This is a genomic window from Caenimonas sedimenti (assembly GCF_007833165.1).
Classification (GTDB): domain Bacteria; phylum Pseudomonadota; class Gammaproteobacteria; order Burkholderiales; family Burkholderiaceae_C; genus Ramlibacter; species Ramlibacter sedimenti.
Genome location: NZ_VOBQ01000014.1, coordinates 213,008 through 227,999, shown reverse-complemented (window position 1 = coordinate 227,999; position 14,992 = coordinate 213,008). Strand labels below are relative to the sequence as shown.

The 14,992-nt window shown below is 69.7% G+C and carries 13 protein-coding genes; 7 read left to right on the top strand and 6 right to left on the bottom strand.

The genetic code is table 11. The features are described 5' to 3' along the window. Window positions 1-2 precede the first annotated feature (2 nt). The 3 genes from FN976_RS18645 to FN976_RS18635 all read right to left on the bottom strand — a co-directional run bounded on the left by FN976_RS18645 (window position 3) and on the right by FN976_RS18635 (window position 4,100). Window positions 3-992, bottom strand: coding sequence for a hypothetical protein (locus FN976_RS18645; protein WP_222432842.1), 990 nt, complete (start codon window positions 990-992; stop codon window positions 3-5). Between the two features lie 211 nt (window positions 993-1,203). Beyond that, complete coding sequence (locus FN976_RS18640) at window positions 1,204-3,201, bottom strand: aconitase family protein (RefSeq protein ID WP_145894546.1); 1,998 nt, start codon at window positions 3,199-3,201, stop codon at window positions 1,204-1,206. Further along, complete coding sequence (locus FN976_RS18635; protein WP_145894545.1) at window positions 3,198-4,100, bottom strand: LysR family transcriptional regulator; 903 nt, start codon at window positions 4,098-4,100, stop codon at window positions 3,198-3,200. The genes FN976_RS18640 and FN976_RS18635 overlap by 4 nt, the downstream gene beginning before the upstream one ends. 73 nt (window positions 4,101-4,173) lie before the next feature. Here FN976_RS18635 and FN976_RS18630 point away from each other — a divergent pair, with 73 nt between their 5' ends. Genes FN976_RS18630 through FN976_RS18620 form a run of 3 tightly spaced genes read left to right on the top strand, consistent with a single transcriptional unit; the run spans window position 4,174 to window position 7,374 of the window. Beyond that, the gene (locus FN976_RS18630; RefSeq protein ID WP_145894544.1) at window positions 4,174-5,136 is read left to right on the top strand and encodes a hydroxymethylglutaryl-CoA lyase; all 963 of its coding nucleotides are present in this window, start codon (window positions 4,174-4,176) and stop codon (window positions 5,134-5,136) included. Continuing rightward, window positions 5,129-6,361, top strand: a complete 1,233-nt coding sequence (locus FN976_RS18625; protein WP_145894543.1) for a CaiB/BaiF CoA transferase family protein — start codon at window positions 5,129-5,131, stop codon at window positions 6,359-6,361. The genes FN976_RS18630 and FN976_RS18625 overlap by 8 nt, the downstream gene beginning before the upstream one ends. Window positions 6,362-6,396: 35 nt before the next feature. Next, complete coding sequence (locus tag FN976_RS18620; protein ID WP_145894542.1) at window positions 6,397-7,374, top strand: Bug family tripartite tricarboxylate transporter substrate binding protein; 978 nt, start codon at window positions 6,397-6,399, stop codon at window positions 7,372-7,374. A gap of 116 nt (window positions 7,375-7,490) precedes the next feature. On the opposite strand, the gene rocF is transcribed toward FN976_RS18620, so the two are convergent. Further along, the gene (gene rocF / locus FN976_RS18615; protein ID WP_145894541.1) at window positions 7,491-8,408 is read right to left on the bottom strand and encodes an arginase; all 918 of its coding nucleotides are present in this window, start codon (window positions 8,406-8,408) and stop codon (window positions 7,491-7,493) included. A 129-nt stretch (window positions 8,409-8,537) separates the two neighbouring features. Between rocF and FN976_RS18610 the strand changes: the two genes are divergently transcribed. After that, window positions 8,538-9,692, top strand: coding sequence for a zinc-dependent alcohol dehydrogenase (locus FN976_RS18610; RefSeq protein WP_145894540.1), 1,155 nt, complete (start codon window positions 8,538-8,540; stop codon window positions 9,690-9,692). A gap of 14 nt (window positions 9,693-9,706) precedes the next feature. After that, window positions 9,707-10,243, top strand: coding sequence for a hypothetical protein (locus FN976_RS18605; RefSeq protein WP_255440575.1), 537 nt, complete (start codon window positions 9,707-9,709; stop codon window positions 10,241-10,243). Window positions 10,244-10,248: 5 nt separating this feature from the next. Here the strand turns inward: FN976_RS18605 and FN976_RS18600 are convergent, their stop codons facing one another. Continuing rightward, window positions 10,249-11,265, bottom strand: a complete 1,017-nt coding sequence (locus FN976_RS18600) for an asparaginase (RefSeq protein ID WP_145894539.1) — start codon at window positions 11,263-11,265, stop codon at window positions 10,249-10,251. Window positions 11,266-11,313: 48 nt separating this feature from the next. Between FN976_RS18600 and FN976_RS18595 the strand changes: the two genes are divergently transcribed. Next, window positions 11,314-12,978: a 7TMR-DISM family protein gene (locus FN976_RS18595; protein ID WP_145894538.1), complete on the top strand. Its 1,665-nt coding sequence runs from the start codon at window positions 11,314-11,316 to the stop codon at window positions 12,976-12,978. 16 nt (window positions 12,979-12,994) lie between these two features. On the opposite strand, the gene FN976_RS18590 is transcribed toward FN976_RS18595, so the two are convergent. Further along, window positions 12,995-13,624, bottom strand: coding sequence for a hypothetical protein (locus FN976_RS18590; RefSeq protein ID WP_145894537.1), 630 nt, complete (start codon window positions 13,622-13,624; stop codon window positions 12,995-12,997). Window positions 13,625-13,729: 105 nt separating this feature from the next. Between FN976_RS18590 and cls the strand changes: the two genes are divergently transcribed. Continuing rightward, a complete protein-coding gene (cls, locus tag FN976_RS18585; RefSeq protein ID WP_145894536.1) occupies window positions 13,730-14,989 on the top strand; it encodes a cardiolipin synthase in 1,260 nt (419 codons plus the stop codon). Window positions 14,990-14,992: the final 3 nt, after the last annotated feature.

Sequence of the window (14,992 nt, the reverse complement as noted above, 5' to 3'; positions counted from 1 at the left end):
GGCTACTGGATCGTGCCCGTCGAACCGGTGGCCGCGCCGGGCGGCTCTTCGATCACGACGGCAGGCTCCTGCGGCGGCTCCGCGCGCGGCCGCGGTGGTGCCGGACGCTCCACTGCGACGCGCGGTTCCGGCGCCCGGGACTGGATGGGCGGCGCCTCCACCACACGTGCCTCGACGTCGCGCGGCCGAGCTTCGACGTCACGCGGCCGGGCCTCGACGTCGCGACGCTGAGGGGCAGACGCCAGCTCCGGCGGCGGCACCGGGACACGAGGTTCCGCGGGTGCCCGTGCCTCGCTCCGCGGCCGGGGCGGTGCCTTGGCCACGGGCGGCGCGGGCAACGCGGCCGGCGGCGCCTCGGGTGGGGCCCGCACGATCACCGGTGCGGGGGCCGGCGCCGGCTCGGCGGACGCAGGCGGCGCGACAGCCACAGCCGCCGGCGCCTTCGCAGGCTTGGGCGCTTCGGCAACAGCAGGCTCGGGCTTGGGCGCGGGGTCAGCAGCCGGCTTGGGCGCCGGGTCAGCTTTCGCCGTCTTCGGCGCCTCGTCATCCGCGCCCGCAGGCGGCAGTGCTGCCAGCCCCTGCGCCGCGAATCGGGTCTTCTCGTGGCTCTCGCCGTGCTGCGCGCGCAAGGCTTGCAGGGCATCCGTGTAAAGCACGCGGGCGCGGCGCAGCAGTTCGGGCCTGGACGCATCCGATTCGGTGGTCCGGGCCACCATCGCGTAGTGCCGGCCCAACTGGTACTTGGCGTCGGCGTAGACCCCCGAGCCCGGCGGGCCCAGTTCGCGTCCGATGCGACAGGCGGTGAGGAAGGCGACCTCGGCGTCGCGCTGGCGGCCTGCCGCCGCGCTTTCCTTGCCCGTCACCAGCAGCGGCGGCACCCCGGCCGCGGTGCGGCCCGTGAGGTCCGCGGGGATGCGGCTGGTCCCGTCTTCGCTGCCCGCGGCCTTGATCACCGGCTCGAACTCGCAACGCGTGCCTTCGGCCGCGGCCACCGAGGGCGTGCCTGCGGCAGTTGCCGCATTTGAAGATTTGCTCGCATCGGCGTCGCCGCTGAAAGCGAACCACGCCGCCGCCGCGGCACCCAATGCGATTCCCGAGGCAAATACGGCTGCCTGACGCCCGTTGATGGCCATGCTCCCGAAGGTACGCGGTGCACGTTGCCAAGACGGCGGGACGCTGCAGCGTGCCGTGGAAAGACTGTTCCTACGTATGCGGTGTCGCGACGCGTCTGCGCAACTCGGGGAAGGAGACCAGTTCGCCCGCGAGCGCGCTCGCCATCACCGTCGCCGGGCTGGCCAGCCAGACCTCGCCCGGCCCCGACCGCCCCGGGAAGTTGCGGTTGATCGCGCTGACGGTCACCTGGCCAGGGCTGGTGGACGAGCCGGGTCCGCAGTTGGCGCAGGCGCCGCACGAGGGCTGCAGGATGCGCGCGCCCACGGCCGCGAAGGTCCGGTCGTAGCCCCGTTCGGCGCAGTAGTCGCGGACGGCCGTGGTGCCGTACTGCAGGTAAAGCTGGACCGAAGGCGGCACCCGCAACCCGCGCTCCAGCCCCCAGGCCAGCACGGCGTGGTAGTGGTCGAAGTCCTCGCGCTTGCCGGCCGTGCAGGAGCCGCCATAGGCGATGTCGACCTTCACCGGTTGGGTCAGGGACTCGATGGGGATGCCGTTGCCGGGGTCACCCGGCGCGGCGACCATGGGGCCCAGCCGGGCGCAATCGACCCGGATGGTTTCGCAATACGCGGCGCCGGGATCGCTGGCCATCCAGGGTTCCAGCACGAAGTCGACGTCGCGCCGCTCCTTGAGGAAGCGCACGGTCTCGGCATCCGGCGCCACGATGCCGGTGAGGCCGCCCAGCTCCGCCGTCATGTTGGTCAGGGTGGCGCGTTCGTCCGTCGACAAGGCTCGCACGGCGCTGCCGGTGAACTCGAACACCTTGCCGACACCTCTGCCCGCCCGAATGGCCGGCAGCTGCAGCAGGTGCAGCACGACGTCCTTGGCCGCGACGCTGGCTGTCAGCACGCCGTCGAGTTCCACCCGCAGCACCTGCGGCATGGTCAGGCGCACGGCGCCGGTGACGAACGCATTCGCCATGTCGGTCGTGCCCACGCCGAAAGCGACGCAGCCCAAGGCACCGCTGTGCGGCGTGTGCGAATCGGTGCCCACGACCACCTGCCCCGGCAAGGCGTAGCGCTCGGCCATCATTGCGTGCGAGATGCCCGCGACGTTGGAGCCGTCGTCCGCCGCCGCTTCGGCATCGGTCAGCGTGCGGTGGGTGCGCAGGCCGTAGGCTGCCGCGAAGTCACGCTGCGCCTGCATCATCGCCCGCATGTTGGGCACCAGCCCACCGGCCAGGTGCGCCGGGCTTTCCTCCACGTAGGAGGTGTGGTCCTCGAACACGACGACGGATTCGGGCGCGTGCAATGCCAGCGCCTGGCCGAGCGCTGCGTGCAGCATGTGCGCGGCCATGCCGGTGTAGTACTCGTGGATGAAGCGCCAGTCGGCGCGGATGAAGCAGCCTTCACCAGGTTGCGGCTTGGTCGAGGTCACCGGGGTGGCGAGGATGTGGCGCGCGATGATCTTTTCGAAGAGGGTGCGCGGCGTGGCATCCTGGATCCCAGCCTGCGCTGGGATGACGTCCGCTTGGCGCAGATGCGCCTGGCCGAAGGCCAGCAGGCCGCCGCTGCGCAGGATCGCCGAGGCGAGTGCATCGCGCCCAGCCACCAGTTCGTCCAAAGGGACCGCTTCGCCGCGCTGCAACCGCTCGATCAGCCCGAAGTCGGTGGACGTGAGCAGGCCGATGTTGTCGGCGTTCTGGCGGTAGATGCGCTCGAAGCTTTCCGCGATCACCAGCCGGACGCCGGCGAGTTTCTCGGCCGCAGGACTGTGCTCGCGCGAGGACCCCTTGCCGTAGCGCCGCCCCGCCACGACCACCTGGAAGCCGCCCTGTTGCACGGCGCCGGGCCCGATGGGCTGCTCGCCGCCGGCCTGGAAGCCGGTGTACGGAAAGCGCGCGAGCCGCTCGTCGTAGTAAGAGAGGATGCGCACCGGCGTGATCTCGTCGGTGGACACGTCGTCGCGCAAGGGGCCGGCGGCTTCGCGCGTGAGTGGCTGGCCGGAAAGTTGTTCACGCACCCGTGCAGGGTCGGCCGCCAGGAACAGCAGCCTGGGCGCGGCGCCGAGGTCGAGTGCGGAAACGCTCATGGCGTTGCCTGCGCCGCCAGATGCTCCACCAGCAGCCGCGCCGCCGGCGAGAGCAAAGCTTCGTCGCGGTAGCAGACGATGAAGCGGCGCTGCGCCCACGGTTCGGCCAGCGGGATGAGGTGCAAGCCGTAGACGGCCGCCGGACCCTCGGCGACTTCGCGCGGCACCAGGCTGATGGCCAGGCCCGCGCGCACCACGCGCAGCGCGGCCTCGAAGTTGGTGACGATCACGCGGTGGATCAGCGAGCGGCCCAGCCGGGCCGCGGCCCGCTGCAGCATCACCTGCACCGCGCTGTTGACGGGCAGGCTGACGTGCTCGTAGTCGAGCGTCTGCTCGAACCGCACCGACTTGCGTTTGGCGAGCGCATGACCCGGCGGCACCACGATGCACAAGTGGTCGCTGCGGTACGCCCGCGCTTGCAGCGCTCCCAGATCGGCCGCATCCCAGCAGACCCCCAGCGACGCCAGGCCGTCGCGCACGCCGCGCACGATCTCGGGGCTGACGCGCTCCTCCATGTCCACCTGGATGCTGCGATGCGCCGGCATCTGCAGGAAGGCCGCGACGTCATCGGCCAGCGACTCCGTCATGGCGGAGACGGACGCCAGGATCCGCACCTGGCCGCGCGCGCCAGCCACGTAGCTCTCCATGTCCCGCTCGATGCGCGCCGCGCTGTCCAGCATGCCGCGCGCGTGCTCCAGCAAGGTCTGGCCGGCCGCCGTGGGCACCACGCCGTGCCGCTTGCGCGCCAGCAGCGGCGTGCCGACCTGGTGCTCCAGTTGCGCGAGCCGCTTGCTGATGGCCGAGCCGACGATGCTGGCGCGCTCGCCGGCACGCGCGATGTTGCCGGTTTCGCACACGGAGACGAAGAGGCGCAAGGTGGTGAGATCGAAGTCGCGCAAGATATTCCAAACGGGAAAGATACGGTTCTCAAATTGAGATGCCGGCTCGTTTCGGAAATTCTAAACTGCGGCCATGCAAACTCCTTCCCTTTCGGCGACGACCCTGCCGAAGCAAGTGGTGATCCGCGAGATGGGCCTGCGTGACGGCCTGCAGAGCATCGCGACCATCGTCCCCACCGCCGCCAAGCTGGAATGGATCCGCGACGCTTACGACGCCGGCGAGCGCGAGATCGAGGTCGGCTCCTTCGTCCCCGCGAAGCTGCTGCCCCAGTTGGCCGACACCGCGGAAGTGCTGGCCTTCGCGCAAACGCTGCCGGGACTGCGCGCCTCCGTGCTCGTGCCCAATTTCAAGGGTGCGGAGCGCGCGCTGGCCGCCAACGCCGAGTGGATGCTGCTGCCGCTGTCGGCGAGCCACGCGCACAGCCTGGCCAACCTGCGCAAGGTGCCGGACGACGTGGTGGCCGAGATCGCGCGCATCCGCGCCGAGCGCGATGCCACCGGAGCGCGCACGAAGATCGAGGTGGGCATCAGCACCGCGTTCGGCTGCACGATCCAGGGGGAGGTCGATCCCCACGAGGTGGTGCGGCTGGTGCAGGCCGTGCTGGACCTCGGCGCCGACAGCGTGAGCCTGGCCGACACGGTGGGCTACGCCGACCCGGCGATGGTCGCGCGCCTGTTCGAGCGGGTGCTGCGCGTGGCCGGCGACAGGCTGACGTGCGGGCACTTCCACGACACGCGGGGCCTGGCGCTGGCGAATGTGTATGCCGCGCTGCAACTGGGCATGACGCGATTCGACGCTTCCACCGCCGGCATCGGCGGCTGCCCGCATGCGCCCGGCGCGAGCGGCAACGTGGCCACCGAAGACCTGGCCTACATGCTGGGGAGCATGGGGATTGAAACCGGCATCGATTTCGACAAACTCATCGCGCTGCGCGGCAAGGTCGCGCGCTGGCTGGAAGGCGAAACGCTGCACGGCAGCGTCTGGCGCGCGGGCCTGCCCAAGACCATGAAAATCCAGGAAGCCGCCCATGCATGACAGCAACGCGCCCCAGCCACTGAAAGGTTTGCAGTCACAGGTGCCGCAGCCCCTTGCGGGACTGCGGGTGGTCGAATTCACCCACATGGTGATGGGCCCGACCTGCGGCATGGTGCTGGCCGACATGGGCGCTGAAGTCATCAAGGTGGAGCCGGTCGATGGGGACCGCACCCGCGCGCTGCTCGGCGCGGGCTCCGGCTTCTTCCCGATGTTCAACCGCAACAAGAAGAGCATCGCCATCAACCTGCACGACCCGCGCGGTGCGGAACTGGCGCGCAAGTTGTGCGCAACCGCCGACGTGGTGGCCGAGAACTTCAAGCCCGGCACCATGGCCAAGTACGGGCTGGACTACGCCGCACTCAGCAAGACCAACCCGCGGCTGATCTACGCCACGCACAAGGGCTTCCTGCCCGGCCCCTACGACCACCGCACGGCGCTCGACGAAGTGGTGCAGATGATGGGCGGCCTGGCCTACATGACGGGCCGCCCGGGCGATCCGCTGCGTGCCGGCACCAGCATCAACGACATCATGGGCGGCATGTTCGGCGCCATCGGCGTGCTGGGCGCGCTGATCCAGCGGAGCATCACCGGCAAGGGCATGGAAGTGCAGTCCGCGCTCTACGAGAACAACGTGTTCCTGGTCGGCCAGCACATGCTGCAGTTCGCCATGACCGGCAAGCATCCCGCGCCGATGCCCGCCCGCGACAACCCCTGGGCCGTGTACGACGTGTTCACGGTGAAGGACGGTGAGCAGATCTTCCTGGCGGCCGTGAGCGACGCGCAATGGAACACTTTCTGCGGCGTGCTCGGCTTCGCCGACCTGCAGGCCGAGCCGGAACTCGCCAGCAACAATCTGCGGGTGCAGCAGCGGCCGCGCCTGCTGAAGGCGATCAGCGAGCGCATCGCCCATCGCAGCGCGGCAGAACTGGCCTCGTTGATGGAGAAGGCCGGCCTGCCCTTCGCGCCCATCCGCCGGCCGGAAGACCTGTACGATGACGAACACCTGCTGGCCACCGGCGGGCTGGCCGATGTGCGGCTGCCGGACGGCCCGCGCGCTGGCGAAAGCGTGAAGACGACGCTGTTCCCTTTCACGCTCGCCGGGGAGCGCCTGGGCGTGCGGCTCGACCCGCCGAAGCTGGGCGAGCACAGCACCGAACTGCTCGCCGGCCTCGGCCTCGGCGACGACGAGATCCGGGCCCTGCGCGCGAACGCGGTGGTGGCCTGAGGCCGGCAACGAACGATCCCAAGGAGACACCAACCATGAACCGCATCCAACAACTCTCCCGCCGCACCCTGCTGGCCGCATCGGCCGGCGCGGCGTTCCTGCCCTGGGCCGCGCAGGCCCAGAGCGGCACCGTCAAGTTCATCCTGCCCAACGCCACCGGCTCCGGCGTCGATGCGATCACGCGCTCCGCGCAGCAGGCCCTGGGCAAGGCGCTCAATGCCAACGTGGTGGTGGAGAACCAGCCCGGCGCCGGTGGCGTGGTCGGCCTGCAGGCGCTGGCGAAGTCCGCGCCGGACGGCAGCACGCTGTCGGTCGTGTCGAACAACGTCGTGATCTTCCCCAGCGTGCTCAAGTCGCTGCCGTTCGACATGCCCGGCGACTTCACGCCCATCGCGGTCGTTGGCTCCACGCCGATGGTGCTGGTCGTGAACCCGGCCAAGGTGCCGGCCACCACTGGCAAGGACTTCATCGCGCTGCTGAAAAGCAAGCCGGGCCAGCTGAACTTCGCCTCCGGCGGCAACGGCACCATCCTGCACCTGGCCGCGGAGCTGTTCCTGGAAGCGGCCGGGGCGACCGCCAAGCACATCCCCTACAAGGGCGTGGGCCCGATGGTCACCGACCTGATCGGCGGCCAGGTGGATTTCGGCGTCGCCGCCCTGCCGAGCGTGCAGGCGCACATCAAGAGCGGCGCGCTGCGCGCCATCGGCACGCTGACGCCGCAGCGCACGCAGGCCGCGGCCGAGATCCCGACCTTCGCCGAGCAGGGCCTCACCAACTTCGCGGTGGAAGCCTGGTTCGCGGTGATCGGTCCCAAGGGCTTGCCGCCCGCGCAGGTGAAGAAGGCGCACGATGCCGTCGTCGCGGCTTTCAACGACCCGGCGGTCAAGGAAACGATGGCCAAGCAGGGCAACACCATCGCCATCAGCACGCCGGAAGAGGCGCAGGCCGCGTTCCGGCGCGAGCTGGCGAAGTACGCGGCGCTGGTGAAGAAGGTGGGGCTGGAGCCGCAGTAGTCCTGACTTGCTCCTTCCCCCTCTGGGGGAAGGTTGGGATGGGGGCGCCGGTGGCAAGCCGTGGTGCCATGCGCGCCCCCACCCCACCCTCCCCCGGAGGGGGAGGGAGAAAAGGATCACCGCGCCAACGTCGACGCCCCGAACAAGCTCTGGATGAACTCCACGGCCAGCTGCGCCGTCTGGTTCCGCACATCGAGCGCGGGGTTGATCTCCACCACGTCGACGGAGGCCAGCTGCCCCGTGTCGGCGATCATCTCCATGCACAGCTGCATCTCGCGGTAGGTCGGGCCGCCCCGCACGCCGGTGCCGACGCCGGGCGCCTCCATCGGGTCGAGGCAGTCCAGGTCGAAGCTCACGTGCAAGTGGGTGTCCTCATCCACGTCCTGCAGCACCTCCGTCATGGTGTTGCGCATCCCGTGCTCGTCGATGTGCCGCATGTCGAACACTTGCAGGCCCAGCAGGCGGATGGCCTGCTTCTCGTCCGCATCGACGCTGCGGATGCCGATGAAATCGATGTTGTCGGCCGCGATGGCGGCACGCTCGCCGCTCCAGCCGACCAATTGCGCCGGGCCATGGCCCAGCAGGCAGCTCACCGGCATGCCATGCAGGTTGCCGCTGGGGCTGATCGCCTCGGTGTTCACGTCGGTGTGGGCGTCGAGCCAGACCACGCGCAGGTTCTTCCTGCGTTCGCGGCAGTGCCGCGCGATGGCGCTGATGGAACCGATCGCCAGGCAATGGTCTCCTCCCATCAGCAGCGGCACGTGGCCGCGCCCCAGCGCGGCGGCCACCTCGTCGAACACCGCGCGGTTCCAGGCCACGACCTCGTCCATGTGCCGCACCCCCTGCGTCGGCGGCATCCAGGGGTTCGGCGGCCCGGCGAGATTGCCGCGGTCGACCACAGTCAGCCGTTGCGAACGCAGGGCCTCGGCCAGCCCGGCCACGCGCAGCGCCTCCGGCCCCATGCCCGCGCCACGCACGCTGGCGCCCACGTCCGTGGGGGCGCCGATGAGGCTGACAGTCCTGGCGATGGTCATGCGTGCGCCGGATTGTGGCCGAAGCGCGGCCGTCGCGGGATTCTTGCTACAGGTTGCTTCAGGCGCCGCATGGATGGGGACGGGTACGCAGAATGAAGTCTTGTCATTCAGCGAATGGGAGCTTTTTGCATGCTGGCCATGAACTACCGGGGCCCTTACCGCGTCCGCGCGGTGAACAAGGCCGAACCCGAAATCGAACACCCCAACGACGCGATCGTCCGGGTGACACGATCCTGCATTTGCGGATCGGACCTGCATCTTTACCACGGGCTCGTCCCCGACACGCGCGTCGGCATGACCTTCGGTCATGAATTCACGGGCATCGTCGAGGAAGTCGGGCCGTCGGTGCAGAACCTGAAGAAGGGTGACCACGTGCTGGTGCCCTTCAACATCTTCTGCGGCAGCTGCTTCTTCTGCAAGAAGGAGCTTTACTCCAACTGCCACAACACCAATCCCGAGGCCACCGCCGTCGGCGGCATCTACGGCTATTCGCACACGACGGGCGGCTACGACGGCGGCCAGGCGGAATACGTGCGCGTGCCGATGGCGGACGTGGGGCCCACCGTGCTGCCGGCCGACATGGACATCGAGGACGCGGTGCTGCTCACCGATGCCTTCCCCACGGGCTACCAGGCCGCGGAAATGGGCGGCATCCGGGAGGGCGACACGGTGGTGGTGTTCGGCGCCGGGCCGGTCGGCATCTTCGCGGCCAAGTCGGCCTGGCTGCTGGGCGCAGGCCGCGTGATCGTCGTCGACCACGTCGACTACCGGCTGGAGTTCGTCAAGCGCTTCGCGCAATGCGAGATCGTGAACTTCAAGGAAGTGAACGACATGGCGGAGCACATCAAGAAGATGACCGACTGGCTCGGCGCGGACGTGTGCATCGATGCCGTCGGGGCCGAGGCGGTGGGCAGCGCGCTGCAGCACCTCACCGGCGTCAAGCTCAAGCTGCAGGCCGGCTCGGCCATCGTGCTGCACTGGTGCATCAACTCCGTGCGCAAGGGCGGCACGGTGTCCGTCGTCGGCGTCTATGGCCCGACGGGCAACATGGTGCCGATCGGCAACGTCGTCAACAAGGGGCTCACGATCCGCGCCAACCAGGCCAGCGTCAAGCGCCACCTGCCACGCCTGATCGAGCACATCCAGGCCGGGCGCATCAAGCCCAGCGAGATCATCACGCACCGCTTCCCGCTGGACGCGGTTTCCGACGCGTACCACATCTTCTCCAGCAAGCTGGACAACTGCATCAAGCCGGTGCTGATTCCACCGTCCGTCACGCATTGAAAGCGAGGACCGCCATGCACGATCACACCGACGACGACGTCGTCTACGTCGAGAAGACTGAACCGCAGGCGCGGCAGAAAACCCCGCCGCCCGATATCCAGGGCTGGGGCGCCGACCTCGACCCGAAGATGCGGCCGGCCGTGCCCATGGAACGGACGCCGCCCCGCCTGGACAACGTGCACTGGGACGCCCCGGCGCATCAGCCGCGCACCGTCAAGGTGTTTCACTCCACGGAGCGGCCGGGGCTCACGCCGGTGTTCGGCACGAGCACCCCGCCGTCGGGCGTTTCCGGCCTGATCCGCGGCGCAGCCTTCCGCTACAGCGAGAACGACCTGCGCCACTGGCTGATGCTGCTGTTCGCCGACCGGGTCAATGTGGTCGAGGGGATCCTGCAGGATCTGGCCCATGGTCACATCCCGAACATCTATGCCGAGATGGGCGGGCCGGCCGAGTGGCGGCACAACCGCGCGGGCTTCATCCGCAAGGCGATGATCGCGGGGGCGGTGCTGGCGGCGATGGTGTACATCGTCCGCCAGAAGCGCCGGTCGTAGCGCAGCTAAGCGGCCGGCCGCTCCAGGCGAAACACGGCGCGCCGGTCGCCCACCCTCGTGCCGCGCAAGTTGGCAATGGCCTCGTTGCGCCACGGCCGCAGCTCCTCGCGCTGGCGCCCATCGAGCCAGCCCAGCTGGTCCAGGGCCTCCACCGTCGCGGCGAACAAGGCCGTGGTGTTCCCGTCGCTGATTTTCAGGGCCAGCGCTTCGCCGCGCGCGCGGCTCGCCACCACCTGAATGCCGTCGGCTCCGATCTTGGTCACCCAGTCGCCGCGGCCGGCCTGCATGAAGGCGAGGTCGTTGCGCCGGGTGCCGGAGACGAGTTCCGGATGCGCAGTCATGGCATCGGCCAGTTGCGCGAAGGATCCCCCATAGACCGGATCGGCGGCGCCGGTCGCCAGCCGGGCGAAGCCCCAGGCAAGGTTGACGAGCGGCAACGCGTAGTTGGGCGCTGAACAGCCGTCCACCCCCATCGCCAGCTGCTCCGGCGCGAGACCCACAGCAGCCGCGACGTCACGCCGGATCGACTGCTGCAGCGGATGAGCCGGTGCCAGGTAGTTGTGAAGCGGGTGGCCGTGCTGCACGCAGTACGCCAGGAAGCCGCTGTGCTTGCCGCTGCAATTGTGGTGGCGCTCGTCGTAAGTGCCCGGGGCCGGCGCGGGCGCCACGCCCAGCTCGGCAAACATGGGCACGTGACAGCCGCATTGCAGCGTCTTGTGGTTCACGCCTGCCAGGTCGAGGATCCGCTGCACCTGCTCCACGTGCATGGGCTCGCCGCTGTGACTCGCGCACAGCAGGGCCAGCTGCGCCGGTGCCAGGCCGAAGCGGCGCATGCCCCCCGCCTGCAGGAAGGGCAGCGCCTGCAGGGGCTTGAGGCACGAGCGGGTGAAGCAGATCCTGTGCGCGTCGCCCGCGTGCGCCAGCAACCGGCCACGCGCGTCGGCGACGGCGAGCGCACCGAAATGCAGGCCCTCCGGCGTCCCCCCGCGGCGGGTTTCGATCATGGGGACCAGGTCTTGCATGCGCTCATTATCGCGAGCCGTCTATCATCACGCCGCCCGGAGGAATGAATGAAAGTGTTGCCGTGGTTGGCGGGGCTGTGGCTGCTGGTCGTGGCCCTGGCCGCCGCTGCCGCCCCGCCCCCGCAGATCGTGAGCGTCAAGAGCTGGCAGCCGCCGGAAGGCGGGGACACTTTTGCGCAGGCCAGGGAGCTGCTGGACGCGCTGGCGCCCACGGCCGTGCGCCCGGGCGAAGACGCGGAGTTCCGCGCTGCCGCGCGGCGTCCGACCTGGCTGGCCATCACGCTGCCGGAGCTGTCGCGCAGCTGGGTGCTCGAATTCACCCATCCGTCGCTCCGCACCGCCGAGCTCTATCTCGCCGACGGCGCCGGTACGCCCGTGGGCCGCAGCGGCCGCGACGTGCCAGCCTCCGAACGGCTGCACCAGCGCTTCCCCGCCACGCTGGCGCTGCCCCCCACCGTGGGGCCGCGCACGGTCTATGTGCGCCTGCAGGCGACCGTGCCCGCGCAAGGGCATGTGCTCCTGGCGCCGCAGGGCCAATGGGAGCTGCAATCGCGCCTCACGCTGGCCGGCATGACGCTGGGTTTCTCGGTGGCGGCGCTGGCGGCGCTTTACGCGCTGGTGATGGCCCTGGTTCACCGCAGCGGCGCCTACGTCTGCTACGGCCTGTTGACACTGGCCATCATCGCGCACGGCTTGTTCGTCACCGGCCTCGGGGAGGCGGTGCTCTGGCCCATGCTGGCCGCCTGGCGCACGCAATGCGTCGCGCTGTCAGCCTGCTTCGCCTCGGGCCTGGCCTTGCTGCTGCTCGAACGCGCCTTCGCGCTGGAGCGCAGCACGCCGCGCTTCAGCCGCCTGCTCCGGGTCGCGGGCCTGCTGTGCCTGCTGACGGGCGCGGCCCTCCTGCCGCTGGCGCTGCCGGTGGAGCAAGCCGTGTCGCTCGGCGTCATGGGCGTCGCGGTCACGCTCGGCTTCATCGGCATGGTCCTGGCCTGGCGAACGCACAACCGGGCGGCCGGCTGGCTGCTGGCCGGCTACCTGCCCTTGCTGGCGGGCGTCGGCACCGTCGCCATGGCCCTCGATGGGCAGGTGCGCTTCGCCGAATGGGTACTGATGGTGCTGCCGTTCGCCGGCATGTTGCAGATCCCCTTCCAGCTGCATGGCCTGCGCCTGCTGGAGCACCGGCGCGGCGAAGTCCGCCGGCACCTGCGCAAGCTGGAGGAGATCGCCGGGCCGCAGGAGGAGTCCCGCGACGAGATCGGGGCGCGCCTGGCGTTTCCGCGGCAGGAGGGCGAGGAAAAGGCCTTGCGGGCCACCCTGCTGCTGCTGCGCTTCACCGGCCTCACGCCGGGACGCACGGTGCTGCGCGAGCACGACGGCAGCGCGGTCGAAAAGTACCTGCAATCGATGATGGCGGCGGCCGCCCGCCCCGGCGGGCAGATCGGGCGCTGGTCCTTCCATGAGCTGGTGGTGCGCGACATGCTGCACGACAGCGACGCCGAGATCGAAGGATTCATCGCCGCCCTCTTCGCCGAGGCGCTGCGCAGCGAGCGCTTCGGCATCCCCTCGCGCGAACCCGACCTGCGCATCGCCTTCGTCCGCGTCACGGCGCCGCAGATTCCGGTGATGCAGCTCACGCGCAAGCTCTCACGGGCGCTGGACGATCCAGCCCGCCGCGACCTCCGGCACATCGAGATCGAGGCCTGGGAGGACTGACGCTGGCTCGGCCTGTCTAACGCCCGCCGGCGCGTGAGAAGCACTCCGAGAAGGCGTCCTCGATCACGCCACTGCCCTCGTTGATCGTCTTGCCCGAGAACGCCAGCTTCACGACCGATTCGACGGTTTCATCCTTGATGTCGGGGCGATGGGTCCGCAACTCCTGCCTGGCCTGCTCCTCGGGGCGGCCTTCCGCGCGCGCCCGCGCCACGATGTCGAGGGCGCCGATCATGCGGAAGCAATGTTCGGCATTGCCGCCGTGCTGCATCTGGGGGTTGAGTTTCAGCGCGTTGGCGCAGCGGATGAAGCGGGCGGCGGCCATCTGGTGGTGCGTCTTGAAGCCACCCCTCTCCAGCTGGTCATAGTCCGCGATCTCGACCATGGCGGCGTTCTTGCCCAGCCGCTCACCCGCCCAGCGCTTCGCCTGCCCCAGCGAGATCTTGCCTTCCGCCACCATGCCGCCCACCCGCCAGGCCCGCTTGGCATAGACCACGCAATAGCGGAATTCCGCCGGGCCGCCCCTCACCGCGGGCACGGGGTAGCTGGCCAGCCCGCCGTAGTCATCGGTCCGCGGTGCCTGGGCGCCGACGGTGGCGGCGGCGGTGGCGGCCAGCAGGAGAAGCAGGATGGTGGCGAAACGTGGCAAAGGAAGACCTCCCGGCAGGATGGCGCGTAGGACGCGAACGGCATCGTAGCCGGTTCGTGCCGTTGCGCTCCCTGAGCGCCTCAGCTTTGAGTAGCATCTTCCGCCATGTGGATCGCCCTGACCGTCGCCCTCGTCCTGCTCGCCACCCTGCTCCTGGTCAACCTGAACCTGGGCGAACGCCGCGTCTCCCACCAGATCCCGCACCTGTACCCGGTGGACGACCCGCAGTTCGACCGCTCCATGGGCATGCTGCTGGGCCCGGACATCACCGAGGGCAACCGGGTCGACGTGCTGATCAATGGCGACGAGATCTTCCCCGCGATGCTGGAGGCCATCCGCGGCGCGCGCGAGACCGTGCTGTTCGAAACCTTCATCTACTGGTCGGGCGAGATCGGTGAGGAGTTCGCCGAAGCGCTGGCCGAGCGCGCGCGTGCCGGCGTGCGGGTGCACGTGCTGCTCGACTGGGTGGGCAGCCTCGAGATCGACCAGTCCGTGCGCAAGCGCATGGAGGAGGCCGGGGGCGAAGTCCACATGTTCCACCCGCTGCGCTGGTACAACCTGGGCCGCATCAACAACCGGACCCACCGCAAGCTGCTGATCGTGGATGGCCGCACCGGCTTCACCGGCGGCGTCGGGATCGCGCCGCCCTGGACGGGCCACGCGCAGGACGAGGAGCATTGGCGCGACATGCACTTCCGCGTGCAGGGGCCGGTGGTGGCGCAGATGCAGAGCGTGATGCTCTCCAACTGGAGCAAGACGACGGGCCGGGTGCTGCACGGCGCCGACTACTTCCCCGAACTGGAAGCGGCCGGCACGCTGCGCGCCCAGATGTTCTCCAGCTCACCGAGCGCCGGCAGCGACAGCATGCAGCTGATGTACCTGATCGCCATCACTGCGGCCGTGCGCAGCATCGACATCGCCAGCGCGTACTTCGTGCCCGACGAAGTGGTGCGCGAGGCGCTGGTCGCGGCGTTGCGGCGCGGCGTGCGGCTGCGTGTCATCACCCCCGGCAAGCGCATCGACACCCAGACGGTGCGTCATGCTTCGCGCGCCTTGTGGGGCGAACTGCTGGAGGCCGGCGCCGAGATCCACGAGTACCAGCCCACCATGTACCACTGCAAGATGGTCATCGTCGACGGCTTGCTGGCTTCGGTGGGCTCGACCAACTTCGACCCGCGCTCGTTCCACCTGAACGACGAGGCCAACCTGAACGTCTACGAAGCCGGGTTCGCGCGCCGGCTGACGGAGGTGTTCGAGGACGACTTGCGCCGCTGCAAGCAGATCACGCTCGCGCAGTGGCAGCGGCGCCCGGCCTGGGAAAAGGCGCGGGAGCGGGTGACGGCGCTGCTGGCGCCGGTGCTGTGAGCG

Excerpts from the sequence above, each read along its gene's own strand:
- FN976_RS18610 (WP_145894540.1), top strand. The coding sequence starts at position 8,538 with ATGCTGGCCATGAACTACCGGGGCCCTTACCGCGTCCGCGCGGTGAAC.
- FN976_RS18620 (WP_145894542.1), top strand. The coding sequence starts at position 6,397 with ATGAACCGCATCCAACAACTCTCCCGCCGCACCCTGCTGGCCGCATCG.
- FN976_RS18605 (WP_255440575.1), top strand. The coding sequence starts at position 9,707 with ATGCACGATCACACCGACGACGACGTCGTCTACGTCGAGAAGACTGAA.
- FN976_RS18595 (WP_145894538.1), top strand. The coding sequence starts at position 11,314 with ATGAAAGTGTTGCCGTGGTTGGCGGGGCTGTGGCTGCTGGTCGTGGCC.
- FN976_RS18630 (WP_145894544.1), top strand. The coding sequence starts at position 4,174 with ATGCAAACTCCTTCCCTTTCGGCGACGACCCTGCCGAAGCAAGTGGTG.
- FN976_RS18640 (WP_145894546.1), bottom strand. The coding sequence starts at position 3,201 with ATGAGCGTTTCCGCACTCGACCTCGGCGCCGCGCCCAGGCTGCTGTTC.
- FN976_RS18600 (WP_145894539.1), bottom strand. The coding sequence starts at position 11,265 with ATGCAAGACCTGGTCCCCATGATCGAAACCCGCCGCGGGGGGACGCCG.
- rocF (WP_145894541.1), bottom strand. The coding sequence starts at position 8,408 with ATGACCATCGCCAGGACTGTCAGCCTCATCGGCGCCCCCACGGACGTG.
- cls (WP_145894536.1), top strand. The coding sequence starts at position 13,730 with ATGTGGATCGCCCTGACCGTCGCCCTCGTCCTGCTCGCCACCCTGCTC.
- FN976_RS18625 (WP_145894543.1), top strand. The coding sequence starts at position 5,129 with ATGCATGACAGCAACGCGCCCCAGCCACTGAAAGGTTTGCAGTCACAG.